Here is a 24,648-nt window from a genome sequence, read left to right on the forward strand (position 1 = left end):
CAGCGGCCGTATGCTTCCGGCAGCACACCGGCAGGCAAGCGCTAGAGGAGACCATCCCGTGAAGGTCGGCTGCATCGGACTCGGCGACATCGCGCAGAAGGCCTATCTCCCGGTGCTCGGCGGTCTGGCCGGCATCGAGCTGCATCTGCAGACCCGGACGCCGGCCACGCTCGACCGCGTCGGCGACGGGCTGCACCTGCCGGCGGACCACCGGCACGCCACACTGGACGCGCTGCTCGCCCAGAACCTGGACGCCGCCTTCGTGCACGCCCCGACCGCCGTGCACCCGGAGATCGTGACGCGGCTCCTGGAAGCGGGCGTGCCGACCTACGTCGACAAGCCGCTCGCCTACGAACTCGCCGACTCCGAACGGCTGGTGAGCCTCGCCGAGGAGCGCGGCGTCTCACTCGCCGTCGGATTCAACCGGCGTCACGCGCCCGGGTACGCGCAGTGCGCCGACCACCCGCGCGAGCTGATCCTCATGCAGAAGAACCGGATCGGTCTGCCGGAGGAACCGCGCGCGATGATCCTCGACGACTTCATCCACGTCGTGGACACGCTGCGCTTCCTGGCGCCCGGGCCGGTCGACGACGTGACCGTGCGCGCCCGCGTCGAGGACGGGCTGCTGCACCACGTGGTGCTCCAGCTGTCCGGGGAGGGGTTCACCGCGCTGGGCGTGATGAACCGGCTCAGCGGTTCGGCGGAGGAGATCCTGGAGGTGTCCGGGCAGGACACCAAGCGGCAGGTGCTCAACCTCGCCGAGGTCGTCGACCACAAGGGCCAGCCGACCGTGCGGCGGCGTGGCGACTGGGTGCCCGTGGCCCGCCAGCGCGGCATCGAGCAGGCGGTGCTGGCCTTCCTCGACGCCGTGCGCGCGGGCAAGGTGCTCAGCGCCCGGGATGCGCTGGCGACTCACGAACTGTGCGAGCGGGTGGTACGTGCGGTGCGGGACCGGGCCGCCTGAGCCGGACGGCCCGAGCGCCCTCGCTCGCGCACCACACGGCGAGCACGAGCAGGGCGCCGTCCACCGGCCAGTCGCCGTAGCGGACGTATGGCGTGACGCCGCGGGCCAGCGGGATGTCGAACACCTCCGAGGCGCTCGCCTCCGTCCCCAGCCACGAGCCGATCCGCCGCCCGCCGGGACCGTACACCGCCGAGACGCCGGTCAGCGTCGCGTGCACCATGGGGCGGCCGGTCTCCGCGGCGCGCAGCGCGGCGATGGACGCGTGCTGCTCCGGGGCCCAGCTGTGCTGGAAGGTCGAGGTGGCCGACTGGGCTATCAGCACCTCCGCGCCGTCCTGGGCCAGATGGCGGCTCATGTCGGGGAACGCCGACTCGAAGCAGACCATCGGCCCGACGCGCAGCCCGTGCCCGACGTTCATCACGACCTGTTCCGTGCCGCGCCTGCGGTCCTCGCCCGCCGCCTTGCCGACGGAGGTCGCCCAGCCCAGCACCGAGCGGAACGGGATGTACTCGCCGAACGGCACCAGCCGCATCTTGTCGTAGCGGTCACCGGTCGGGCCGTCCGGGCCCACCAGCACCGAGCTCTTGTAGATGCCCGGCTTGTCGGAGCGCCGGGCGTCCACGTTGACCAGGATGTCGGCCCCCGTCTGCCGGGAGAGCGCCGCGATCCGCCGGGCCAGGTCGGGCCGGTCACCGAGGTCGAACCCGACGCTGCTCTCGCCCCAGACGATCAGGTCGAGGTCGCGTCCGGCGAGCTGCCGGGTGAGCTGCTCCTCGCGGGCGAAGCGCTCGTCGCCACCGCCCGCGCCGTCGACGACACCGGGCTGCACCACGGCGATCCGCACCCGGCCGTCCACGTCGGGGCGCGGGGACCACACCCAGGCCGCCGAGGTCGCGGCGGCCGTGGCGACCAGACCCGCCACGGCCGGCATCCGCGACTCGCGCACCGACACCAGCACGGCCACCGAGACGTTGACGGCCACCACCAGGAAGCTGAGCAGCCACACCCCGCCGACTGAGGCGAGCCGCAGCGCGGGCCCCACCTGCCACTGGCTGGAGCCGAGCATGCCCCAGGGCCCGCCCAGACCCTGCCAGGAGCGGACGAGCTCCACCACCAGCCACCCCGAGGGCAGCACGGCGAGGGCGGCCAGGCCCCGGCCCGGCCCCGGCGACCCGCCCAGGAAGCGCCGCACCAGCCAGCCCCACGGGGCCCACAGCGCGCCCAGCAGCACCGCGATCAGGAAGATGAACACGTGCAGGCTCGGCAGCAGCCAGTGGTGCACCGCCAGCAGGTAGCCGAAGCCGCCGCACCAGCCGTCGCAGGCAGCCCGTCTCCCGGTCGGCGCCGAGCGGATCAGGACGATCAGGGGGACCAGGCAGACGTAGGCGAACCACCACAGCGACGGGGCGGGAAAGGCCAGCACGGGCAGGGCACCCGCCAGCGCGGCGACCGCCGAGCGGCGCCACGGGGAGGCGAGCCAGTGACCGAAGGACTTCATACGGAGCCTCCCTACCCGGCAGGTGGCTCCAGTGTGCGTGGTTTCGCTGATCGTGGACAGAGCACCTGGGTCAGCCCACCGCGCTCGCCGCGTCCGGCGCCGGGAGGCGGCGCCATTTCTCCTGCACGACGACCTCGGTCAGCCGCCAGCCGTCGTGGGTGCGCAGCAGTGCGAAGGCGTAGCGGCCGCCGCACACGAAGTCGGGGGTGGCCGAGCCCACGCCGTCCGCCGTGAACCGCATCGGATTGACGTAGTCGGCCCGCACGCGCGCGGTGTCGCCGGTGTCCCGTTCCAGGATCTCGAAGCGCACCCGGCGGTTGACGATCAGATGCTGCCGCATCGGGAACAGCCGCAGGCTCTCGGCGAGCCAGGAGGCCACCTTCCCCGCGCTTCCCTCGATGCCGCCGGCCGAGCGGTAGTCGGCCCGCCCCGCGGGCGTGAACAGCCTGCGGTACGCCTCCCAGTCGCCGTCGTCCACGGCCGCCGCGTAGTCGGTGACGACTTCGTCGACGGCCAGCCGGTCCATCACGGTCGCGAGCTCCACGCGCTGGGTCATCGGCTCAGTGTTGGGCATGGGGCGTGAAGGGCCAAGAGGGTGCGCGCCACCAACACAACTTCCGCGCCCGCACGGGCCGTTCGCGGCCCCCGTCGCCGCCTGCGGCTTCCCGTGCCGACCGGGTGATCATGGAGCTGGGAGCTGGGAGCTGGGAGCTGGGAGCTGGGAGCTGGGAGCTGGGAGCTGGGAGCTGGGAGCTGGAGCCGGCCGGCTCCGGCGGTTTTCCGCGCTCAGCGTGCCCGCGGCCTTACCGGCGCCGCGGGCGAGCGTCCGGTGATGGGGGCGGTGGCGGACGCGGCCTCGGCGGACGACGTCATGCCGCCTCGATGACGTCGCCGCGGATCGCGGCCGCCCATTCCACCACCAACAGCTCGTACTCGGCGCGCTCCTGGGCCGACAAGGTGCCGCCCGCGCGCATCCACAGCGCACGGATCTGCTCGTTCACCTCGGCGGCGGACCGTAAGCGTACGGAACCAGGGGTCATGGAGTCGGGGGACATGTGCACAAGCCTAGGGGGAAGGACTGACAGTGCGCTACCGGACGGCTACCGAGGCCGTATGTGATGGGTCACGGATTTTTCCGCATCCGGCGGCCGGGATCTTGAACAAGCCCTGGCCGCGGGGGTGTTGAGCGCTCAGTCCGCCGACTCCGCCGCGTGCGGGCTCAGTACGCCCGCCGTGACCAGGGCGATGATGACGATGCCGAGGGCGACGCGGTACCAGACGAACGGCATGAAGCTCCTGGTCGAGATCCACTTCATGAACCAGGCGATGACGGCGTAGCCGGACGCGAAGGCGATCACCGTGGCGAACAGGGTCGGGCCCCAGGAGACATGGTCGCTCTCCATGGCGTCCTTCAGCTCGAACAGACCGGACGCCAGGACCGCGGGAACGGCGAGCAGGAAGGAGTAGCGGGCCGCCGACTCCCGCCGGTAGCCCATGAACAGGCCGCCGCTGATGGTCGCGCCGGAACGGGAGACACCGGGGATGAGGGCGGCCGACTGGCACAGGCCGTAGATCAGGCCGTCCTTCACGCCGAGGTGCTCAAGTGTCTTGCGCTGCTTGGGCGCCCGGTGCCGGCCGCCGGTCTCGTCGCGTGCCGCCAGCCGGTCGGCGACGCCGATGACCAGGCCGACCACGATCAGCATGGTCGCGGTGATCCGCAGATCGCGGAACGGCCCCTCGATCTGGTCCTTGAACAGCAGCCCGAGCACGCCGATCGGAATCGAGCCGACGATCACCAGCCAGCCCGTCCGCGCGTCGTGGTCCGTGCGCATCTCCTTGCTCGCCAGCGAACGCGCCCATGCCGAGACGATCCGCCCGATGTCCCTGCGGAAGTAGATCAGCACGGCCGACTCCGTGCCGATCTGAGTGATCGCCGTGAAGGCCGCGCCCGGGTCCTTCCAGCCGGAGAAGGCGGCGGTCAGCCGCAGATGCGCGCTGGAGGAGACCGGAAGGAACTCGGTCAGCCCCTGGACGAGTCCGAGGACGAGGGATTCAAACCAAGACATGACGTTACGGAGTCCAAGTGCTGGGCGTGGAAGGGCCCGGGCGCACCGCGCCACCGGGCGGGGGATCACCGGTCCGGGTGATCACCGGCAGCGTAGCGTCCCCGGCCGACGCGCCCGTCACGGGGGTTTGGCGGGGGTCAGGCCGCCGTCGGGCCCGCGACCGTCCAGCCCTCGGCCTGCGGATGGGCCGTCAGGTCCTCGTGCCGGACCGCCTCGCCGCACGCCCGGCAGGTGACGACGGGGACGAGTTCGTGGCCGCAGACGTGCTCGACCACCATGGGGCGGCCGTCCTCCGCGCGCAGGTGCTTGTCCCCCCACTCCATGAGGGTCATCAGGACCGGCTCCAGGTCGAGCCCCGCCGGCGTCGGCCGGTACTCGAAGCGCTGCGGCCGCTCTCTGTAGACGCGCTTGGCCAGGACGCCGGCGTCGACGAGGCGGCGCAGGCGGGCGGCCAGGACGTCGCGCGGGGCGCCGATGTTGCGCACCAGCTGGTCGAAGCGGCCGTTGCCCAGGCACACCTCCCGCAGCACCAGCAGCGAGTACTTCTCGCCGACGAGCGCCAGGGTGTCGGCGATCGAGCAGGGGCGCGGATCTTTCGGGGCGGCCATGAAGCCCAGTCTAGGGGAGGGTTTGATTTTCCAACTCACCGCGCTATGGTGAGTTTGGATTTCCTACTCACCAGTAGTCGCTCACCGCCCGTCATGGAGGCCGCACATGCGTGACGCAGTCGTCGTCGAAGCCGTACGCACCCCGATGGGCAAGGGCAAGCCGGGCGGCGCCCTCGCGCACGTCCATCCCGTCGAACTCCTCGCCCACACCCTGCGCACCCTGGTGGACCGCTCCGGTGTCGATCCCGCGCTGATCGACGACGTCATCGGCGGCACCGTCGACCAGGTCGGCGAGCAGGCCATGAACACCACCCGCTACGCCCTGCTGTCGGCGGGCTTCCCGGAGAGCGTCCCGGCGACCACCGTGGACCGCCAGTGCGGCTCCTCCCAGCAGGCGGTGCACTTCGCGGCGCAGGGAGTCCTCTCGGGTGCGTACGACCTCGTCGTGGCCTGCGGCGTGGAGTCGATGAGCCGGGTGCCGATGTGGTCGAACGTGCCGCCCGGCACGGACCCCTTCGGCCCCGGCGTCGCCGAGCGCTACCCGGAGGGGCTGGTCCCGCAGGGCATCAGCGCCGAACTCATCGCCGCGAAGTGGTCGCTCTCCCGCGAGCGGATGGACGCCTTCGCGGTCTCCTCGCACCGCAAGGCCGCCGCGGCCTGGGACCAGGGCCTCTTCGACGCGGAGGTCGCGCCCCTGGAGGGCGTCACGCGGGACGAGTGCGTACGGCCGGGCAGCACCACCGAGATCCTCGCCGGACTCAGGCCCGCCTACCACGACCCGGTGTTCGCCGAGCGGTTCCCGCAGATCGAGTGGAACGTCACCGCGGGCAACGCGAGCCCGGTCAACGACGGTGCCTCCGCCGTGCTCATCACGTCCGGCGAGACCGCGGCCCGCCTCGGCCTGCGCCCGCTCGCGCGGCTGCACAGCTTCGCCGTCACCGGCTCCGACCCGCTGCTGATGCTCACGGGCGTCGTACCGGCGACCGAGAAGGTGCTGCGCAGGGCGCGTCTCAGCCTCGACGACATCGATCTGTTCGAGGTCAACGAGGCGTTCGCCGGCGTCGTGCTGTCCTGGCAGCAGGAGACGGGTGCCGACCTGTCCAAGGTCAACGTGCACGGCGGAGCGATCGCCCTCGGTCATCCCCTCGGGGCCAGCGGTACCCGTCTGGCGACCACCCTGGTGCACGCCATGCGCGCGCGGGGCGCCCGCTACGCCCTGCAGACGATGTGCGAGGCGGGCGGACTGGCCAACGCGATGATCCTGGAGAGCGTCTGAGCGGTCCCCGCTGCCGCCGCCCGCGATTCGTCCGGTACCCCCCGGTCCCCCCAGCTCCCCCCCCGGGTCCCCCCGGTCCTCCCCGGTCCGTCCGAACTCAGGGTGCGCGCAGGTGGTGGCGTGTGCGCCAGGCGACCACCGCGGCGATCAGGGCCGGCACGGCGATGAGGGCCATCGCGATCAGGAAGGCGGGGGACGTCGGCGACGAGGCGCGGGCGCCGGCCACGGCGTACGCGGCGGTGTTCGGAATGGAGCCGAGCCCGGTGGCGAGCAGGAAGGGGAACCAGCCCATGCGGGAGACGGCGGCGCAGTAGTTCGCCGCCCAGAACGGCACACCGGGGAAGAGCCGGACCGCCATCATCGAGCGGAAGCCGTGCCGGCTCAGCTGCCCGTCCGCGGCCTTCAGCAGGCGGCCCCGCAGCAGCGGCCGCAGCGCGTCCTGCCCCAGCACCCGGCCCAGGCCGAAGGCGATGCCGGCCCCGAGCACCGTGCCGGTCAGGGCCGCCCCGGTGCCGAGCTGGGAGCCGAAGAGCGCGCCCGCGCCGAGATTCAGCAGGGGCCGCGGCACGAACGCCACGCTGCACAGTCCGTAGGCCGCGGCGTAGACCACGGCCGCCGCGGCCCCGCCGAACTGGGGCGGCCAGCCGTGCGCCAGCAGCCGCTGCGGCTCGTAGAACAGCACGGCGCCCGCGGCGGCCGCGAGCAGAACGACGAGCAGGCAAAGGCGCGACCACGGCGAGAGCAGCGCACGCGCGACGTGCGCACCCGGTCCCCGTGGCGCGGGTACGGCGACGGCGAGCTGTGCGGCGGCGGCCCGGGGAGAGGCCGTGGCGGTGCCCCCAGAGCGGGTGGTGGCATCGAGCATCCCGTGACACTAACCGACCCGTGTCCGTGATCGCCGTATGGTTCGTCTCATGAGCGTCACAGGGGCGGTCGGCGCGCGTGTGCCGTCCAGCACACTCGCCGACACCGTGCTGGAGCGGCTCACCGCCACGTACGCCGCGGCCGCCGACCCGGAGCGGGCCGGTCCCATGCGCGCGTACATGAAGGACGTGGCACCCTTCCTCGGCCTCACCACGCCCGTGCGCCGCGCCCTGTCCCGCACCGTGGTGGCGGGCCTGCCCCGCCCCGCCGAGGCGGACTGCACGGCGATCGCCGTGCGCTGCTGGCAGTTGCCCGAGCGCGAGTACCACTACTTCGCGGTCGACTATCTGCGCCGCCACGTGCGCGTGTGCACCTCCGGCTTCCTGCCGGTGGCCCGGCACCTCGTCTCCACGGTCTCCTGGTGGGACACCGTCGACCTCCTCGCCGCCCACGTCGTGGGCGCGCTGGTGGCGGCGGATCCGGCGCTGACGGCGGACATGGACGCCTGGATCGTGGACGACGACCTGTGGGTGGTCCGTACCGCCCTGCTGCACCAGCTGCGCCGCAAGGAACGCACCGACACCGAGCGGCTCTTCACCTACTGCCTGCGCCAGTCGGGCCACCCCGACTTCTTCATCCGCAAGGCCATCGGCTGGTGTCTGCGCGAGTACGCCAAGACCGACCCCGAGGCGGTACGGGCCTTCCTGGCGCGCGAACGCGGGCGGTTCGCGCCGCTGTCGGTCCGGGAGGCGCTGAAGAACATCGGCGCCTGAGCGGCCGGCCGGCCCGAACCCCGCCGCCCGAAGGCGGCCGCGCGAACTCGGGGCGGGCGAACGGGCGGGCGGGGAAAAACCATTGGACGCCCGACGACCGGTCGGCGAAGATCGGCGTCATGTTCCGGTACGCCTTCCACCTCGCAGCATCCGCGGTCGCGGATGCCACGAAGGCTGCCGTCTCCCTTCTCGTCGCCGCAGTCGACGGCGCCCGAAGCTGACCCTCCCCGGATCGTCCGGCGGACCCCGCAGGGGGAGGGTCGGCACGTCCTTGGGGTCCTGATCTCTCCTACGAAGAGGCTTCGAGGTATCGCCATGCCCAAGACGGCATACGTGCGCACCAAACCGCATCTGAACATCGGCACCATGGGCCACGTCGACCACGGCAAGACCACGCTGACCGCCGCCATCACCAAGGTGCTGGCCGAGCGCGGCACCGGCACGTTCGTGCCGTTCGACCGCATCGACCGCGCCCCGGAGGAGGCCGCCCGCGGCATCACCATCAACATCGCGCACGTCGAGTACGAGACGGACACCCGGCACTACGCGCACGTGGACATGCCGGGCCACGCCGACTACGTCAAGAACATGGTCACCGGCGCCGCCCAGCTCGACGGGGCGATCCTCGTCGTCTCCGCCGTCGACGGGATCATGCCGCAGACGGCCGAACACGTCCTGCTCGCCCGGCAGGTGGGGGTGAACCACATCGTCGTCGCGCTCAACAAGGCGGACGCCGGCGACGAGGAGCTCACCGACCTGGTCGAGCTGGAGGTCCGCGAACTGCTCACCGCGCAGGGCTACGGCGGCGACTCCGTACCCGTCGTGCGCGTCTCCGGGCTCAAGGCGCTGGAGGGCGACCCCCGCTGGACGGCGTCCGTCGAGGCGCTGCTCGACGCCGTGGACACGTATGTGCCCATGCCCGAGCGCTACCTGGACGCGCCGTTCCTGCTGCCGGTGGAGAACGTGCTCACCATCACCGGCCGGGGGACCGTGGTGACGGGCGCCGTCGAGCGGGGTGTCGTCCGCGTGGGCGACCGGGTCGACGTGCTCGGCGCCGGGCTGGGGAGCGTCGTCACCGGCCTGGAGACCTTCGGCAAGCCCATGGAGGAGGCGCAGGCCGGGGACAACGTCGCGCTGCTGCTGCGCGGAGTTCCCCGGGACGCGGTGCGGCGCGGGCACGTCGTGGCGGCGCCGGGCAGCGTCGAGCCCGGCCGGCGCTTCTCCGCCCGGGTGTACGTCCTCTCGACGCGCGAGGGCGGGCGTACGACGCCGGTGTCGACCGGCTACCGGCCGCAGTTCTACATCCGCACCGCGGACGTGGTCGGTGACGTCGACCTCGGCGAGACGGCCGTGGCCCGGCCCGGTGACACGGTCACCATGACCGTGGAGCTGGGACGGGACGTGCCGCTGGAGCCCGGGCTCGGGTTCGCCATCCGTGAGGGCGGGCGGACGGTGGGCGCGGGAACGGTGACCGCCGTGGCGCGAGCCTGATTGCGGCGGGGGACTGCGCGCCGGACCGCAGTCCCCCGTGTGCTCCCGGCAGGAGGCGCCCCACCTGCCGGGAGCGTCGCACAATGGACCCGTGACCGAGCCCATACCTGTGACCGCGGACGTCGACTTCGGTGTCGCGAAGCTCATGCCGGACGTCGACCGCGCGCGTGCCTGGCTGCTCACGGTCGACGGGGCGCCCCAGTCGTACGTGGACCTGGACGCCCCGGAACACCTGGAGTTCGAGTACGCGCAGCGGCTCGGGCACGTGCTGGACACCGTCGCGGAGCCGGGAAGCCCGCTGGACGTGCTGCACCTCGGCGGGGGCGGGCTCACCCTGCCCCGCTACCTGGCCGCGACCCGGCCCGGCTCACGGCAGGACGTCGTCGAGGCGGACCGCGCCCTGCTGGACCTGGTCGTGAAGCAGCTGCCGCTGCCGGACGACGCCGGCATCACCCTGCACACCGCCGACGCCCGCGCCTGGCTGGAGGCTGCCCCCGCCGGCTGCGCGGACGTGCTCGTCGCCGACGTGTTCGGCGGCTCCCGCGTCCCGGCGCACCTCACCACGCTCGCCTACGCCCGCGAGGCCGAGCGGGTGCTGCGCGACGACGGCGTCTATCTGGCCAACCTCGCCGACGCCGCGCCCTTCGCCTTCCTCCGTTCCCAACTGGCCACCTTCGCCACGGTCTTCGAGGAGCTGGTCCTGATCGCCGAACCGGCCGTCCTGCGCGGCCGCCGCTTCGGCAACGCGATCCTGGTCGCCGCCCACCGCCCCGTCGACATCCTGGCGCTGGCCCGCCTCACCGCCGCGGACGCGTTCCCCGCGCGCGTCGAACACGGCCCGGGCGTCAAGCACTTCATCGCCGACGCCCGTCCGGTCGGGGACGAGGAGGCGGTGCCGTCACCCGAGCCCCCCGACGGGGCCTTCGGCATCGGCTGAGGCGTCCTTCGCGCGGGCCGGGTCTTCCCGCACAGGCCGGGTCCTCCCGCACGGACCGGCGGACCGGGCCCTCCCGCACAGGCCGGGTCCTCCCGCACGGACCGGCGGACCGGGCCCTCCCGCACGGGCCGGGTGGCCCGCCGGAGGCCGCGCAGGTCCGGCACGCAGGGCACGGTGCCCGTGACGGCCACGACGAGGACGGGACGCCCCACGGCCGAACGCCTCCTCCGCGGGGCCCGCGAGGGCCGTCGCCACGGGGACCGTCGCCACGGGGACCGGCGCGACGGAGCCGAACCCGGTTCGGCCACCGTCGTGCCATCGCCGTCGGCCCCGTCCCGCGGCGAACCGATACGGCGGACCGTGGCGCGCCCGGGGCCGTCAGCCGCCGGTCGGGTCGCCGGAGAGCCGGACGGTGCCCATGATCTTCATGATCGTCGAGTCCGGGACCTCTCCCTTGACGCCGGTCGCGCCGTAGAGGTTCCAGGCCACGTAGTCACCGGCGGAGTTCTTGAAGCCGAACGTGATCGCCTTGCCGTCGCTCGCGCACTTGGACTTGCCGATCTGCGGGCTGTTGTGGGACCTGGCCCAGGCGTACTTGCCGGTGATGCCGGAGGCCGTCGTGAAGCTCTTGGCCTTCTTGTCGAAGGTGAGGCTCTTCTTGTCCGGCTGCGTGTAGCCGCCGAAGACCCACCACGGCACCTGGTTCACGGCGACCTCGTCGGTGTTCTTGGCGCCGTCCGCACCCTTGGTGCCCACGGCGGCGAGCGCCGTGTTGTCCGAGTGGCCGTCCTTGTCGTCGTCCGAGGTGCACCACTTGGACTTGTAGTAGGCCGGTGCGGACATGACGATGAGCGGCTTGCCGCTCGGGTCCTTGTCGTCCTCGAAGCCGATCGACATGCCGGGGGAGTCGACCTCCCAGTCCGCCGGCACGTCGAAGGCGGTGCCCCACTTGGGGTTCACCACGACCTTCCAGCCCGGAATGGTCGCCTTCGCGCCCTCGCCGCCACGGGGGTTGTCGTCGGACCCCGACGCCGACGCGCTCGGATCGGCCGACGCGGTGGGCGACTCCCTGACCTTCTTGCCCTTGGCGCTGTCGGCCTTGTCGTCGTCCTTGCCGCCGAGGACCAGGAAGCCGGTGACCCCCGCCGCCACGACCACGGCCGTGGCCGCCACGATCGCGATCAGCTTCGTCCGGTTACCGCCGCCGCCACCGCCGCCGGCCGGCGGCTGAGGGGTTCCCGGCGCTCCCGGCGCCCCCCACTGCGGCTGCTGCGCATAGGGGTTGGGCTGCTGGTACCCGCTCTGCTGATACGGATTCGGCTGCTGGTACCCCGGCTGCTGGTACGGGTTGTTCTGCGCCTGGGGGTTCTGCCCCTGCGCATTCTGCTCGCCCCCGGGCGGCTGCTGTCCTGGCCACATGAAGAGCCACCCTAGTGCCGCCCGGGACACGATTCGGTCACCGTGACTTGTCAGGGCCGTAGCAAAACGGGGGCGTCGGGATTCCTCGGACAGGGTGCCGAGACGGCGGTCGCCTGCCGCCGTGGCGGCGATCAGGCCGGCCGTGGTGACGGCGATCGCGATGGCCGTGGTGACGGCGATCACCTCGGTGCGGCGGCGGTCCGCGGCTGCCCGCCCCGCGGAGAGGGCCGCCTCGCACGGGGGCGGGGCCGCGGCCGTGCTGGCCGCATGCGGCGTCACGATACGGCGATCACCGTACGAGTCTGGTCAGCCGTCGCTACTCGTGGGTAACATCCACCCCATGAGCGCAGACCAGATGTCGATCGGCGAGATGCTCGCCGCGACGGTGCCGATGGCCCGCACCCTGAATCTCGAGTTCCTCGAGACGACGGGCGACAAGGCCGTCGTGGCACTGCCGGACCGGAGTGAGTACCACAACCACGTCGGCGGACCGCACGCCGGCGCGATGTTCACGCTCGGGGAGTCCGCGAGCGGGGCGATCGTGCTGGCCGCGTTCGGGGAGCAGCTGGCGCGGGCCGTGCCGCTCGCCGTCAGCGCCGAGATCGCCTACCGGAAGCTGGCGATGGGTGCCGTCACCGCCACCGCGACCCTCGGCCGGCCCGCCGCCGACGTCGTGGCGGAACTGGACGCCGGGGAGCGGCCCGAGTTCCCGGTGTCGATCGAGATCCGGCGCGCGGACGGTGCGGTCACCGGCGAGATGACCGTGGTGTGGACCCTGCGTCCCAACGGCTGAGCGGCGACGGTGAATTGAGGCCCGGGAGCGTGTCGTCCCCGGGCCCTCGCTGGGCCGTCAGGCCGCGAACCGGCGGCCCTGCGCCGCCGCGCCGCCGTCCAGTCCGGCCACGAACTCCCTGAGCCAGGCGACGAATTCGGGGCCCAGGTCGTCCCGGTCGCAGGCGAGTCGGACCACCGTGCGCAGATAGTCGGCCTTGTCGCCGGTGTCGTAGCGCAGCCCGTCGAAGACGACGCCGTGCACCGTGCCGTCGGTGGCCATCTCCTGCAGTGCGTCGGTGAGTTGGATCTCGCCGCCGCGGCCGGGCGGGGTGCGCTCCAGGGTGTCGAAGACGGCCGGGTCGAGGACGTAGCGGCCGATCACCGCGTACCCGCTCGGGGCGTCCGGGGGCGACGGCTTCTCCACCAGGCCGGTGACGCGGACGACGTCCCGCTCGCCGGTCGGTTCCACCGCGGCGCAGCCGTAGAGGTGGATCTGCTCGGGCGCGACCTCCATCAGCGCGACGACGCTTCCCGCGTGCCGCTCGCGGACGTCGAGCATCCGGCTGAGCAGCGTCTCGCGCGGGTCGATCAGGTCGTCGCCGAGCAGTACCGCGAAGGGCTGGTCGCCGACGTGGCGGCGGGCGCACAGCACGGCGTGTCCGAGGCCGAGGGGTTCGCCCTGGCGGATGTGGTGGATGTTCGCCAGCCGGGCCGGATCGCGTACGGCGTCCAGCCGTACGGCGTCCCCCTTGGCCGCGAGCGCCTGCTCCAGCTCGACGGCGTTGTCGAAATGGTCCTCGATGGCCCGCTTGTGCCGGCCGGTGACCATGAGGACGTCGTCCAGTCCGGCCGCGGCCGCCTCCTCGACGACGTACTGGATGGCCGGCTTGTCGACGACGGGCAGCATCTCCTTCGGGGTCGCCTTGGTCGCGGGCAGGAACCGCGTGCCGAGTCCGGCCGCCGGGACGACGGCCTTGCGGACGGTGCGGGCGGGGGTGCTGGAAGCGTGGGGGGCGATCATGCGGCCCATGCTCACGGACGCGGATGAGAGCCGGCCGAGAAAAACCTCGGAGCCCGCTGTGCGTCCACGGCGGTGGAGATTTCGTGTGCCAACCGCCCTGCGGCGCACACAACTTGGTGGATTGCTCAACGAATATTTCGAATACGGGTACGGGTACCGTCGGTAACTCATGTAAGGATTCCGCTTTTTCGATCGGAGGCCGTTCGAACTCCTTGTTGCGCGTCTGTCCATTGTGCGAAAGTGAGCGGCCCTGTGGCGGCCCCAGAACTCGACGCGGTACAGGTACGCACCAATCGAGCGTCCGATATCCGTTGGATGCGTTTTCCACCCACCGTCCTGCGGCATGGAAGGAAATGGTTCCGTGCAATCCCCCTACCCCCCACGCCCGCCTTATCCGCCCCGTCCCGGATCGGGCGCACCGGAGTCCGACCGCAACCTTCTGGCGCGGCTGGGCCAGGGCTCCGAGGGAGCCCGGGCGACCGCGCTGCTGCTGGCCCGGCACTGGCGAGCGACCTTCGACTACGCGGTCGTCTGCCTGGCCTCCGGCGAGGACGCGGCGGCCATGGCCGCGGCCGCCGCGTGCCACCGGGTGCTGGGCCGGCCGGGCGACGGCGCCCTGCGGCCGCAGCTCCTCGCCGCCGTCCGGGACACGGTCAAGGAGTGGGCGGCAGATGACGGAACCTCCGTTCTTCTGCCGGAACTCCGCAAAACGACCGGCGGGCGCGGACTGCGGGCCGCACGGCCCGTGACGCCGGAAAGGCGGCGCCTTGCGGAGCGGGCATTTCAGGCACTTCCGGGAGCTTCGCAATGCCTCTTGTGGCACACCGAGGTCGAGGCGGAGCCCATATCCGTACCGGCCGGTCTGCTGGGGGTGGATCCGGGCACCGCGGCGGCCGCGCTGGAGCAGGCGCGCGAGCAATTCCGAGCAGGCTGCGTGCGTGCCCACCGGGAACTCGCACCCGGCAGGGAATGCCGTTTCTACAACCGCCTCCTCGATGTCCCGATACGCCGGGGCGGCGCCCTGCTCCCGGATGTCCAGCAGCATCTGACGGTCTGCCGGTACTGCCGTCACGCCGCCGAGCAGCTCAGCCATTTCGAGGGTGGTCTGGCGGACCTGCTCACCGAGACCGTGCTCGGCTGGGGTGCGCGGCGCTACCTCGACTCCCGCCCCCGGCGCGGCGGACCTGGCCCCGGGCCCGGGCGCGGCCCCCTGCGTCCGGGCGGCGAGGGCCGCCACCGCCCCGCCGGCTCGCGCGGACACACCGTGGCGCTCGCCGTGGGCGTCGGTGTGGCGGCCCTCGCCCTGCTCGCCACCGTTCTCGTCGCCAAGGGCTGGACCGACGACAACGGTGTCCCCGGGACGCAGGCCACCTGGGGCGCGGAGAGCGGCAGTTCGCCGCGCCCGTCGCATCCCCCGGTCGACACCCCGCCGGACGGCGCACGGCCCGCCTCCGCGGCACGGCCCGGCTCCATGGGGCGGCCCGGTTCCATGGGGCGGCCCGCCGCCGCGGGGCAGCCCGTCGGGTCCGGGCGCGCCAGGCCCCGCAGTGCCGCCTCCGGCCGCTGCCTCGACATCGACGGCGGCCGGGCCACGTCCGGCGCCGCGGCCGTCCTGGCGGTCTGTTCCTCCGCGGCGGGCTCGCAGCGGTGGTCGTACCAGGACGCCGCCCTGCCGCGCAGCGTCCTCGACCCCACGCTGTGCCTCGCCTCCGACGCCGGCGGGGGCTCGGTGACGCTGACGGGGCGCCTCGAACGCGGCGGCGGGATCCGCTACGACCGCACGGCTCGGGGCGAGTTCCTGCCGGGCGGCGGCAAGGGCCTGCTCCTCGCGCCGGGCCCGGGGCGATCCGTCGTGGTCGCGGCACGGAACCGTACGGCCGGGCAGCGGTGGCTGCTCGACGCCGGCCGCGCCGGAAACGGCGCGGCCGGACCGGGGAGTTGATCGGCGTCGGGCCCGCGCCGCACCTCCGACCCGAGCGGGCGGCAGGGGTACTGGGCGGTCACCGGCCGCTGACCCTGCGCGCGGGCGAGCGCCGGCGTGTCACGACGGACGGCACCCCGCGCACCCTGGCCTCCTGGGACACCGGGTGCCACGGCCGGGTGCTCGGCACCGGCGGCCACGCCGTGCGGGCCGGGGCGGACGGACAGGGGACTCGTGAACGCCGGTGCGGTCCGCGGGGCGGTCCCTCGAACGGCTGACCCGGTAGGCTTCCCGGTGCGCGCCCCGCGGCGGCCCGCGCCGGGAACTGCGGGGACGACGGGAACTGCAGGGACACAAGGTCACACAGGGGAGGACCGGCGGTGCACGTCCAGGAATGGCTCGACACGGTACCCGCGGGTGCCGTCTACGCCGTGGTGGCGCTGGTCATCGGACTGGAGAGCCTGGGCATCCCGCTGCCCGGCGAGATCGTCCTGGTCTCCGCCGCCCTGATGTCCTCCCAGCACTCCGGGATCAACCCGGTCGTGCTCGGCCTGTGCGCGACCGCGGGTGCCGTCGTCGGCGACTCCATCGGCTACGCGATCGGCCGCAAGGGCGGTCGGCCGCTGCTGGCCTGGCTCGGCAGGAAGTTCCCGAGGCACTTCAGCGAGGGCCATGTCGCCACCGCGGAGCGGTCCTTCGAGAAGTGGGGCATGTGGGCCGTCTTCTTCGGCCGCTTCGTCGCCCTCCTGCGCATCTTCGCGGGCCCGCTCGCCGGTGTGCTGCACATGCCCTACTGGAAGTTCCTCATCGCCAACGTCCTCGGCGGCATCTGCTGGGCGGGCGGCACGACGGCCGTCGTCCACTACGTGGGCGTGGTCGCCGAGGACTGGCTGAAGCGGTTCTCCTACCTGGGGCTGGCGGCCGCGGTGCTGATCGGCCTGACGTCCATGCTGCTCGTCAGGCGCAGGGCGAAGAAGGCGGCCGCCGCCCGGGAGCGGGAGGCGGCCCAGGCCGCGGAGGCCGTCCCGGCCGTCGACTGACGGCCACGCCGCGGTCGCCCGCGCCACAGTCGCCCGCTGCCCGCTGCCCGCTGCCCGCTGCCCGTCGTTCGGCTACGGCTGTTCGTGCACCTCGTGGTGTGCCTTCGCCAGCTCCGCGTACAGGGTGCCGTTCAGGGTGACGCCCTCGCGCTCCTCCGGCGTCAGTTCCCGCCGTACCTTCGCCGGCACACCCGCCACCAGTGACCCCGGCGGCACCTGCATGCCCTGCGGCACCAGCGCCTGTGCGGCGACGAGCGACCCGGCGCCGATCACCGCGCCGTTGAGGACCGTCGCCCCCATGCCGATCAGGCAGTCGTCCCCGACGGTCGCCCCGTGCACCACCGCGTTGTGCCCGACCGACACCCGCTCGCCGATGCTCACCGGGAAGCCCGGGTCGGCGTGGAGCGTGCAGTTGTCCTGGATGTTCGCCTGAGCCGCCACGGAGATCCGCTCGACGTCGCCGCGCAGGACGGCGCCGTACCAGACGCTCGTCCCGGACCCCAGCGTCACATCGCCGATCACCGACGCCGTGGGGGCCACGAAGGCCTCGTCGTCGATCTTCGGTTCCCTGCCGCCGATCCCCGTGATCAACGCCTTGTGCGTCATCGCCTCTCCTCGTCCTCGGTTCAGGACGCACCGTAAGGGATGGCGTCCCCGGGCGCCCTGCCGGGGCCGTGCGTCACCCGCCGCGGGCGAGCGGGGAGCGCGGCGCGGGTCACCTGCCGTGGGTGAGGCCCGGCGGGCGGCGGCGAAGGACCGTGGTGCCATGGAACCCACGACGCCGCGTCAGCGCTGGTTGGCCCGGGCGTCACTGACGGCCGCCGTGGCGTCGGTGCTCGTCCTCGCCGTGTTCGCCGGGCTGAAGACCTTCGGCCTGCTGCTGGTCGGACTGATCGGCACGGTCGCGACGGTGGCGGCCCTGTGGTGGATCCTCACCCGCCGGGGCCCGTCCCGCCTGCTCGCGGGGCTGCTGGCCGTCGCCGCGCCGGTCTGGATGCTGGTGGCCTACACCGGCGCCCGTCTGCTCTGGGTCGTCCTCGTGGCCTGGGCGCTGTGGCTGCTCGCGCTCGCGGCCGGCCGCGGCGCCCTGGGACGGGCCGACCGGACCGTCGCACCGGCCGAGCGTCCCACGCCGCCCGTCGAGCGCGCCGTGCTGATCATGAACCCGCGGTCGGGCGGCGGCAAGGTCGAGCGGTTCGGGCTGCGGGAGCGGGCCGAGTCGCTGGGGGCCCAGGTGCTGCTGCTGGAGGGCCCGGGGGAGACCGACGTCTGCGAGCTCGCCCGCAAGGCCGCGGCGGAGGGCGCCGACCTGCTCGGCGTCGCGGGCGGGGACGGCACCCAGGCGCTGGTCGCCGACGTCGCCGCGGCGCTCGACCTGCCGTTCCTGGTGATCCCCGCCGGCACCCGCAACCACTTCGCGCTCGACCTCGGCCTGGACCGTGAGGACCCCTCGAAGGCGCTGGACGCCCTGCGCGACGGCGTGGAGCTGCGGGTCGACCTCGGCCGGGCGGGCGGGCGCCCCTTCGTCAACAACGTGTCCTTCGGCGCCTACGCCGAGGTGGTGCAGAGCCCGGCGTACCGCGACGGCAAGACGCGCACCACCCTGGAGCTCCTGCCCGACCTGCTCCTGGGGGAGAAGGGCGCCACCCTGACGGCCCGCGCGGGCGACACCCGGTTCACCTCGCCGCAGGCCCTGCTGATCAGCAACAACCCCTACGGCACCGGTGACATCGCGGGGCTCGGCCGCCGGGCGCGCCTGGACGGCGGGGTGCTGGGGGCCGTCGGCGTGGTGGTGAACAACGCCGCCCAGGCCGCCGGTCTGCTGCGCGGGCGCCGGGCCGCCGGACTGACGCAGGCGACGGCGGCCGAGGTGGTCGTCGACGCGGACCGGCCGTCGATCCCGGCCGGTGTCGACGGCGAGGCGCTGGTCCTGCCCGTGCCCGTGCGGTGCGTCGTACGGCCGCGGGCGCTGCGCGTGCTGGTGCCCCGGCACCGCCCGGGCATGCGGGCGGCGCGGCCCCGGCTCGAATGGCGCCGACTGGCCCGGATGGGCCTCCCGGCCGTGCGGGGACCGCACCGCTGAGGACGGATGCGCCGGCCAGGACACGCCGGTCGCCGCGGCGCGTCGAGGTCCGTGCGCGTCTCGTTGCGGCTGTTGGTGGCCGGTGGCCGGTGGCCGGTGGCCGGTGATCGGTGATCGGATCGGTCGTGGGCGAGTGCGATGACGGCGGCCGATCGCGCCGGGTGGCGCGGTGCGGGGGAGCAGCGCGCGGGTGGCGAGGGTGCCCCCGGCGTGGGCCGCGGCGGGCCGGGCAGGTGCGGGAAGGCGACTCGGGGGCGATGTCCCTGGGGGCCGGGAGGCCGTCGACAGCCGGTCGAGCACGCGGACATGGCGGCGTGGGCGGCGCCCTGATCCCCAGCGCTGTGGTCGGGAAGGTTCGCCGGGCGGCGCGAGCCGGTGACCCTCCCGGTCACCGCACTAGCCGGTCGGCGGTCGGTCGAGGGCCGTCCGCGTCGGGGGCCGCCCGGTCGCCGCCGGGGTCCACTCCGCGCCGGTCTGGGCGCGGTACGCGGCGACGGCCGCCTCCAGGGTGGGGAAGAAGTGGGCCGGGTCGAGGGTGCGGGTCAGCTCGTAGAGCTCGATCTTGCGCCGTACCGGGTCCTTGAGCTCGGCGAACACCAGGCTCACGCCCTGCTCGTTCAGCGCCTCGTCGAGCTCCTCCAGCTCGTCCGCCGCCGTGGTGTCCACGTCCGTCACGGGCTCGGCGGCCAGCAGGACCCACACCGGCTTCGGCTCCCCGCGGGTCAGCCGCATGATCTCGTGCCGGAAGGACTTGGCGTTGGCGAAGAACAGCGGCCCGTCGAAACGGTGGATCACCAGACCCGGCAGCTGCTCGGCCTGCGGGTAGGAGCGGACGTCGTGGTATCCGGGCAGCCCCGGCACCCGCCCCAGCACGGTGTTGTACGGCCACCAGGCGCGCCGGAAGACGTTCAGGATCGACAGCCCGACCGCGACCGCGATGCCCGGCAGCACACCGAGCAGCGCGACCCCCAGGAACGCCGCGACGGACAGCGAGAACTCCATCCTGCGCTGATGCCACAGCCGCCGCGTCCCCGGCAGGTCGGCCAGTGACAGCGAGGCGGTGATGACGACGGCGGCCAGGGCCGGCTGCGGCAGGTTGCGGAACAGCCCGGGCAGCAGGACGAGCATCAGCACGATCAGGACCGCGCCGATGACACCGGTCAACTGGCTCCTGGCGCCCGCCCGTTCGGCCACCGCCGTGCGGGAGCCGCTGGTGCTGACGGGGAAGCCCTGGAACAGTCCGGCCGCCACGTTGGCCGCCCCGATCGCCGTCATCTCCTCGTTGCCGCGCACCTCCTGGCCGGTGCGGGCGGCGAACGCGGAGGCGTTGGAGATGGTGTCCGCGAGGGACACCAGGGCGATGCCCAGCGCTCCGGCGCACAGCGGGCCGAGATCGCCCCAGTGGACCGACGGCAGGGTCAACGGCGGGAACCCCCGGGGCAGTTCGCCCACCAGGCTGACGCCGTGGCCGCCCAGGTCGAAGACCGATGCCGCGGCGATCGCCAGCACCACCATCACCAGCACCGCGGGCACCTTGGGCAGCCGGCGCTGCAGCACCAGGATCAGCACGATCCCGCCGAGCCCCACCGTGACCGCCGCGGCGACCGTCCCGCCGTCGGCCACGCCCCGTACGAAGGCGCGCACCTCGTCGATGAGCCCGTCGGCGTCGGTCTTGAAGCCGAACAGCTTCGGCAGCTGCCCGATCAGGATGGTCAGCGCCAGCCCGTTCATGTAACCGATCATGGTGGGCTTGGAGATCAGGTCGGCGATGAAGCCCAGCCTGCACACTCCGGCCAGGATCGTGACGGCGCCGACCATCAGGGACAGCATCGAGGCGAGGGCCACCGCCCGGCCGCTGTCGCCCCCGGCGGCGATCAGCGGCAGGATCGTCGCCGCGATCATCGGGCCGAGCGAGGAGTCCGGGCCGAGCACCAGGATGCGCGACGGGCCGAAGACGGCGTAGGCCAGCAGGCACACCACCGACGTGTACAGGCCGGTGATCGCCGGCAGGCCCGCCAGCTCCGCGTACGCCATGCCCTGCGGGACGAGCAGCGTGGTCAGGACGATCCCCGCGACGACGTCCTTGACCAGCCACGCGCGCCGGTAGGCCCCAAGCGTGCGCAGCCCCGGCGGGCCCCGGCGCTGCCCCTTCCGGTCGTCTTCTGCCATCCCGGACCTCCGTCAGCCCGTGACGACCTGCCGGGCGGGGGTTGCCGGTCCGCCGTGGAGGTGTGGCCGCGACCCCGGGCGACGGCCTTGCCGAGTTCCCACAGCCCCAGCAACGCGAGCGCCGGCAGCAGTGCCCAGCCGAACTGCCCGAGAGTGAGCGGGGTGGTGCCGAGCAGCCGGTTGAAGACGTCCGTCTGGGTCGCCAGGACGGCGAGCACGAACTCGCCGAACATCGCCCAGTTCATCTGCCGGCTGTCGAAGGTGTCCGGCGTCACCGCGGTCTCCGTCTCGCTGCGGCACTCGACGGCGGCCACGATCAGGCAGAGCGCGAACGAGGTGAAGGCGATGGAATTGCCGATCTCGGTGCTGTCGAAGTGCGCCTGGCCCAGCTTGATCAGCGACAGCAGCCCGATCGTGATCGCCAGCCCGGCGAGCCCGACCGTCCACATCAGGCTCCTCGTCATCACCGGCTCGCCGCGGGGCCGCGGCCTGCGCTGCATCAGCCCCGGGCTGACCCGGTCGAAGCCCAGCGCGAAGCCGAAGGCGGCGTTGACGATGAAGTGGATCCACAGCACCTGGGCCGGTGAGAACGGCTCCCCGTCCGCGATGTTGAACAGGGACGCGCCGAGGAAGGTCAGCACGAACACGACCAGCAGCACCAGGACGAAGCGGATGTACTTGGTGAGGTTGTCGTAGATCTTGCGGCCCTGCTCCACCGCGAAGACGATCGTGGCGAAGTTGTCGTCGGACAGGATCAGCCGCCCGGCGTTCTTGGCCACCTCGGTGCCGGAGCCCATGGCGATCCCGATGTCCGCCGCCTTGATGGCGGGGGCGTCGTTGACGCCGTCCCCGGTCATGGCCACCACGTCGCCCTTCTTCTTCAGGGTGTCGGCGAGCAGCACCTTGTGCTCGGGCGCGACCCGGCCGATCACCCCGATGCCGTCGATGCGCGCCAGGCGCTCCTCCTCGCCGAGGGCGGCGAAGTCGGAGCCGAGGACGGCCTCGCCCTCGATGCCGACCTGTGCGGCGATGGCCGCACCCGTGACGACGTCGTCGCCGGTCACCATCCGCACCCGGATGTTGGCGGCCTTCGCTCCCTCCACCGCCTTCCTGGACTCCTCCCGCGGCGGGTCCTCCATGCCGACCAGGCTGGTGATCCGGAGCCGGGTGACATGGTCGAGCAGGTCGTCGTCGGCCGAGAAGCCGGCCGGGTCGATGTCGCACGTGGCGGCGGCCATCACCCGCCGGCCCGCCCGCTCCATCCGCTCCATCTCCTCGTGCGCCCGCTTGTCGAGCCCGGCGTCCCAGGGGATGCTCGCGCCGTCCGACAGCGCGCTCGCGGCCCGCCGCATCACCGCGGGCGCCGCCCCCTTCACGAAGCAGCGCACCACGGGCCGGCCCTGGGCGTCGGTGGCCTGGTGGAAGGTGGCCATCAGCTTGTACGAGGGGTCGAAGGGGAGGGTGGCCAGGCGGGGGAACCGCTCCCGCGTGGCGTCGATGTCCAGGCCCGCCTTGTGACCGAGCACGAGCAGCGCCCCCTCGGTGGGGTCGCCCACCACCGTGCCGCCCACCAGCTTCGCGTCGCTCGCCACCAGGTACGGCAGGATCGCGTCCTCGAGGTCGGAGGAGCGTCCGGCGGCATGGTGGACACGGCCCTCCAGTTCGTACCCGGAGCCGGAGACGGTGTAGCGGTCGCAGGCGTCGACGATCTCGACCGCCGTCATCTGGTTCAGCGTCAGCGTGCCGGTCTTGTCCGAGTTGATCGCGGAGGTGAAGCCCAGCGTCTCCACCGACGGCAGGTCCTTCACGATGGCGTGCTGCCTGGCCAGGTCCAGGCTGCCCATCGACAGGATCGTCTGCGTCACGGTCGGCAGGGCCTCGGGGATGGCCGCGATCGCCAGCGACACCGCCGCGACGAACAGCGCGTCCCAGGCGTCGCCGCGCGAGCGCCCCAGCACGAACATCACGATCATGGTCAGCCCGGCCGCGCCCGCGATCCACAGGGTCAGCCGGTCCAGTTCCCGCGTCAGCGGTGATTGCTCGCGCGGGGTGGCGGAGAGCATCCCGGAGATCTTGCCCAGCTCGGTGGCGGAGCCCGTCCCGGTGACGAGCATGACGCCGCTGCCGTGCGTGACGGGGGTGTTCATGAACGCCGAGTTGACCCGGTCCCCGGGATTGAGGTTCTCGCCGCGCAGGATCTCGGTGCCCTTGGCGGCCGGCGTGCTCTCGCCGGTCAGCGCGGACTCGTCGATCTGCAGGGCGCTCGCGGTGACGATCCGCCCGTCGGCGGGCACGTCGTCCCCGGCGGTGAGCAGCACGACGTCACCGACGACGACCTCCTCGGCGGGGATCTCCCTCTCCGTGCCGTCCCGCCGTACCCGCGCGGTCGCCTTCATCATCGACTTGAGGGCGTTCATGGCGCTTTCGGCCTTGCCCTCCTGACGCATGCCGATGACCGCGTTGAGCAGGGTCAGCACCAGCAGCAGCACCGCGGTGCCCCACTCCTGGATGGCCAGCGACACGATCGCCGAGGCCACCAGGATCAGCTGCATGTAGCTGCGGTACTGGTCGAGCATCCGCAGCCAGCCCGGCCGGGGCTGCTCCTCGGGCAGGGCGTTCGGGCCGTCCCGGCCGAGCCGTTCGGCCGCCTGCGCGCCGCCGAGCCCGACGGCGGGGTCCACGCCGAGGAGGTCCGCCACGGCCTGGGGCGGCTGTGCGTACCAGGGCTCGGCCGCGGCCGCGCGGTCCGGTTCCCGCTCCGCCGGGGCGGTCATCGTCCATGCCTCCGCTTCCCGTGGGCCGCGACCGACGCGGCTTACGGATCGGCCGGCGCACCGGCCGGGGCCTCCGCCTCCAGGTCCTGCTTCACCAGCGACAGCTCGTGCCGGGCCTTCTCGCCGACCTCCGGGTACCGGGGGTCGAGGTCGATCAGGGTGTGGGCGAGTACCGCGGCGGCGCAGATCCGGGCGTACCACTTGTGGTCCGCGGGGATGACGTACCACGGCGCCCAGCGGGTGCTGGTGGCGGACAGCATGCGGGAGAACGCCAGCTGGTAGTCGTCCCACCAGGCGCGCTCACGCACGTCCGAGGCGGAGAACTTCCAGTTGCGCTCCGGTACGTCGATGCGCTTGAGGAAGCGGGTGCGCTGCTCCTCCTTGGAGAGGTTCAGGAACAGTTTCACCACCCGGAAGCCGTTGTCGTGCAGATACCGCTCCCAGTCGTTGATCTCCCGGTAGCGCCGGCACCACCTGCCCTTGCGCCTGGCCTCGTCCGGCAGCCGCTGGCGGTCGAGGAGCTCGGAGTGCACCCGCACCACCAGGACCTCCTCGTAGTGCGAGCGGTTGAAGATGCCGATCTCGCCGCGCCGGGGCAGCCGGCAGGCGTAGCGCCACAGGAAGTCGTGGTCGAGCTCCTCCTCCGAGGGCACCTTGAAGTTCGACACGTGCACGCCCTGCGGGTTCACCCCGGTCATCACGTGCCGGATCGTGCCGTCCTTGCCGCCGGCGTCCAGGGCCTGCAGACACAGCAGCACGCCGTTCCTGCCCTCGGCGGCCAGCCGCCGCTGGTAGTCGGCCAGCAGCGCGACACCGGTCTCCAGCAGCTCCTGCCCGTCCTTCTTCCTGCGGATGCCGGTCTTGTCGCCGGGGTCGAAGTCGCTGGACAGGTCCACCTTCGACCCCGGTTCCACGCGCAGTGGCGCGATGAACTCGGCGATCCGCTCGGCGCGTTCGTCCGTCATGAGCG

At 72.9% G+C, this 24,648-nt stretch carries 21 protein-coding genes; 9 read left to right on the forward strand and 12 right to left on the reverse strand.

From position 1 onward, the window contains the following. Positions 1-58: 58 nt before the first annotated feature. A complete protein-coding gene (locus ACIRPX_RS16825; protein WP_404194406.1) occupies positions 59-964 on the forward strand; it encodes a Gfo/Idh/MocA family protein in 906 nt (301 codons plus the stop codon). On the opposite strand, the gene lnt is transcribed toward ACIRPX_RS16825, so the two are convergent. The 5 genes from lnt to ACIRPX_RS16850 form a co-directional block, all read right to left on the reverse strand. Then, positions 888-2,462, reverse strand: coding sequence for an apolipoprotein N-acyltransferase (gene lnt, locus ACIRPX_RS16830; RefSeq protein WP_404194409.1), 1,575 nt, complete (start codon positions 2,460-2,462; stop codon positions 888-890). The genes ACIRPX_RS16825 and lnt overlap by 77 nt on opposite strands. A 70-nt stretch (positions 2,463-2,532) precedes the next feature. Then, entirely contained in the window at positions 2,533-3,018 is a 486-nt protein-coding gene (locus ACIRPX_RS16835; protein ID WP_404194411.1) for a nuclear transport factor 2 family protein, read from the reverse strand. Between the two features lie 313 nt (positions 3,019-3,331). Beyond that, a complete protein-coding gene (locus ACIRPX_RS16840) occupies positions 3,332-3,517 on the reverse strand; it encodes a hypothetical protein (RefSeq protein ID WP_404194413.1) in 186 nt (61 codons plus the stop codon). A gap of 135 nt (positions 3,518-3,652) precedes the next feature. Further along, positions 3,653-4,528, reverse strand: a complete 876-nt coding sequence (locus ACIRPX_RS16845; RefSeq protein ID WP_404194416.1) for an undecaprenyl-diphosphate phosphatase — start codon at positions 4,526-4,528, stop codon at positions 3,653-3,655. A 137-nt stretch (positions 4,529-4,665) separates the two neighbouring features. Then, the gene (locus ACIRPX_RS16850; protein WP_404194419.1) at positions 4,666-5,136 is read right to left on the reverse strand and encodes a winged helix-turn-helix transcriptional regulator; all 471 of its coding nucleotides are present in this window, start codon (positions 5,134-5,136) and stop codon (positions 4,666-4,668) included. A gap of 106 nt (positions 5,137-5,242) precedes the next feature. Here ACIRPX_RS16850 and ACIRPX_RS16855 point away from each other — a divergent pair, with 106 nt between their 5' ends. Next, entirely contained in the window at positions 5,243-6,412 is a 1,170-nt protein-coding gene (locus ACIRPX_RS16855; RefSeq protein WP_404194421.1) for a thiolase family protein, read from the forward strand. A 97-nt stretch (positions 6,413-6,509) separates the two neighbouring features. Here ACIRPX_RS16855 and ACIRPX_RS16860 read toward each other — a convergent pair whose 3' ends face one another. Continuing rightward, positions 6,510-7,277 carry a TVP38/TMEM64 family protein gene (locus ACIRPX_RS16860; RefSeq protein ID WP_404194424.1) on the reverse strand — a complete coding sequence of 256 codons (768 nt, stop codon included), beginning with the start codon at positions 7,275-7,277 and terminating at the stop codon, positions 6,510-6,512. A gap of 49 nt (positions 7,278-7,326) precedes the next feature. Here ACIRPX_RS16860 and ACIRPX_RS16865 point away from each other — a divergent pair, with 49 nt between their 5' ends. The 3 genes from ACIRPX_RS16865 to ACIRPX_RS16875 all read left to right on the forward strand — a co-directional run bounded on the left by ACIRPX_RS16865 (position 7,327) and on the right by ACIRPX_RS16875 (position 10,477). Next, positions 7,327-8,049 (forward strand): DNA alkylation repair protein, encoded by a 723-nt coding sequence (locus ACIRPX_RS16865; protein ID WP_404194427.1) that lies wholly within the window; start codon positions 7,327-7,329, stop codon positions 8,047-8,049. A 315-nt stretch (positions 8,050-8,364) separates the two neighbouring features. Next, complete coding sequence (gene tuf / locus ACIRPX_RS16870; RefSeq protein ID WP_404194429.1) at positions 8,365-9,540, forward strand: elongation factor Tu; 1,176 nt, start codon at positions 8,365-8,367, stop codon at positions 9,538-9,540. A 91-nt stretch (positions 9,541-9,631) separates the two neighbouring features. Beyond that, entirely contained in the window at positions 9,632-10,477 is an 846-nt protein-coding gene (locus ACIRPX_RS16875) for a spermidine synthase (RefSeq protein ID WP_404194432.1), read from the forward strand. 378 nt (positions 10,478-10,855) lie between these two features. Here ACIRPX_RS16875 and ACIRPX_RS16880 read toward each other — a convergent pair whose 3' ends face one another. Further along, complete coding sequence (locus tag ACIRPX_RS16880) at positions 10,856-11,896, reverse strand: hypothetical protein (RefSeq protein WP_404194861.1); 1,041 nt, start codon at positions 11,894-11,896, stop codon at positions 10,856-10,858. Between the two features lie 340 nt (positions 11,897-12,236). Here ACIRPX_RS16880 and ACIRPX_RS16885 point away from each other — a divergent pair, with 340 nt between their 5' ends. Then, on the forward strand, positions 12,237-12,689 hold the full coding sequence (locus ACIRPX_RS16885) for a DUF4442 domain-containing protein (protein ID WP_404194435.1): 453 nt from the start codon (positions 12,237-12,239) through the stop codon (positions 12,687-12,689). Positions 12,690-12,746: 57 nt separating this feature from the next. Here ACIRPX_RS16885 and galU read toward each other — a convergent pair whose 3' ends face one another. Next, positions 12,747-13,691: a UTP--glucose-1-phosphate uridylyltransferase GalU gene (gene galU / locus ACIRPX_RS16890; RefSeq protein WP_404194438.1), complete on the reverse strand. Its 945-nt coding sequence runs from the start codon at positions 13,689-13,691 to the stop codon at positions 12,747-12,749. Positions 13,692-14,052: 361 nt separating this feature from the next. Between galU and ACIRPX_RS16895 the strand changes: the two genes are divergently transcribed. Further along, positions 14,053-15,633, forward strand: coding sequence for a ricin-type beta-trefoil lectin domain protein (locus ACIRPX_RS16895; RefSeq protein WP_404194441.1), 1,581 nt, complete (start codon positions 14,053-14,055; stop codon positions 15,631-15,633). A gap of 359 nt (positions 15,634-15,992) precedes the next feature. Next, positions 15,993-16,652 carry a DedA family protein gene (locus tag ACIRPX_RS16900; RefSeq protein WP_404194444.1) on the forward strand — a complete coding sequence of 220 codons (660 nt, stop codon included), beginning with the start codon at positions 15,993-15,995 and terminating at the stop codon, positions 16,650-16,652. Positions 16,653-16,724: 72 nt separating this feature from the next. On the opposite strand, the gene ACIRPX_RS16905 is transcribed toward ACIRPX_RS16900, so the two are convergent. Then, complete coding sequence (locus tag ACIRPX_RS16905) at positions 16,725-17,258, reverse strand: gamma carbonic anhydrase family protein (protein WP_404194447.1); 534 nt, start codon at positions 17,256-17,258, stop codon at positions 16,725-16,727. 160 nt (positions 17,259-17,418) lie between these two features. Here ACIRPX_RS16905 and ACIRPX_RS16910 point away from each other — a divergent pair, with 160 nt between their 5' ends. After that, complete coding sequence (locus tag ACIRPX_RS16910; protein WP_404194449.1) at positions 17,419-18,735, forward strand: diacylglycerol/lipid kinase family protein; 1,317 nt, start codon at positions 17,419-17,421, stop codon at positions 18,733-18,735. Between the two features lie 396 nt (positions 18,736-19,131). Here ACIRPX_RS16910 and ACIRPX_RS16915 read toward each other — a convergent pair whose 3' ends face one another. Genes ACIRPX_RS16915 through ACIRPX_RS16925 form a run of 3 tightly spaced genes read right to left on the reverse strand, consistent with a single transcriptional unit; the run spans position 19,132 to position 24,643 of the window. After that, positions 19,132-20,904, reverse strand: coding sequence for a SulP family inorganic anion transporter (locus ACIRPX_RS16915; protein WP_404194452.1), 1,773 nt, complete (start codon positions 20,902-20,904; stop codon positions 19,132-19,134). Next, positions 20,793-23,678, reverse strand: a complete 2,886-nt coding sequence (locus tag ACIRPX_RS16920) for a cation-translocating P-type ATPase (protein WP_404194455.1) — start codon at positions 23,676-23,678, stop codon at positions 20,793-20,795. Before ACIRPX_RS16920 ends, ACIRPX_RS16915 begins: the two co-directional genes overlap by 112 nt. A 41-nt stretch (positions 23,679-23,719) precedes the next feature. Next, on the reverse strand, positions 23,720-24,643 hold the full coding sequence (locus tag ACIRPX_RS16925; protein ID WP_404194457.1) for a polyphosphate kinase 2 family protein: 924 nt from the start codon (positions 24,641-24,643) through the stop codon (positions 23,720-23,722). Between the last annotated feature and the right edge of the window lie 5 nt (positions 24,644-24,648).

Source organism: Streptomyces sp. NPDC101225 (genome assembly GCF_044767585.1).
Classification (GTDB): domain Bacteria; phylum Actinomycetota; class Actinomycetes; order Streptomycetales; family Streptomycetaceae; genus Streptomyces.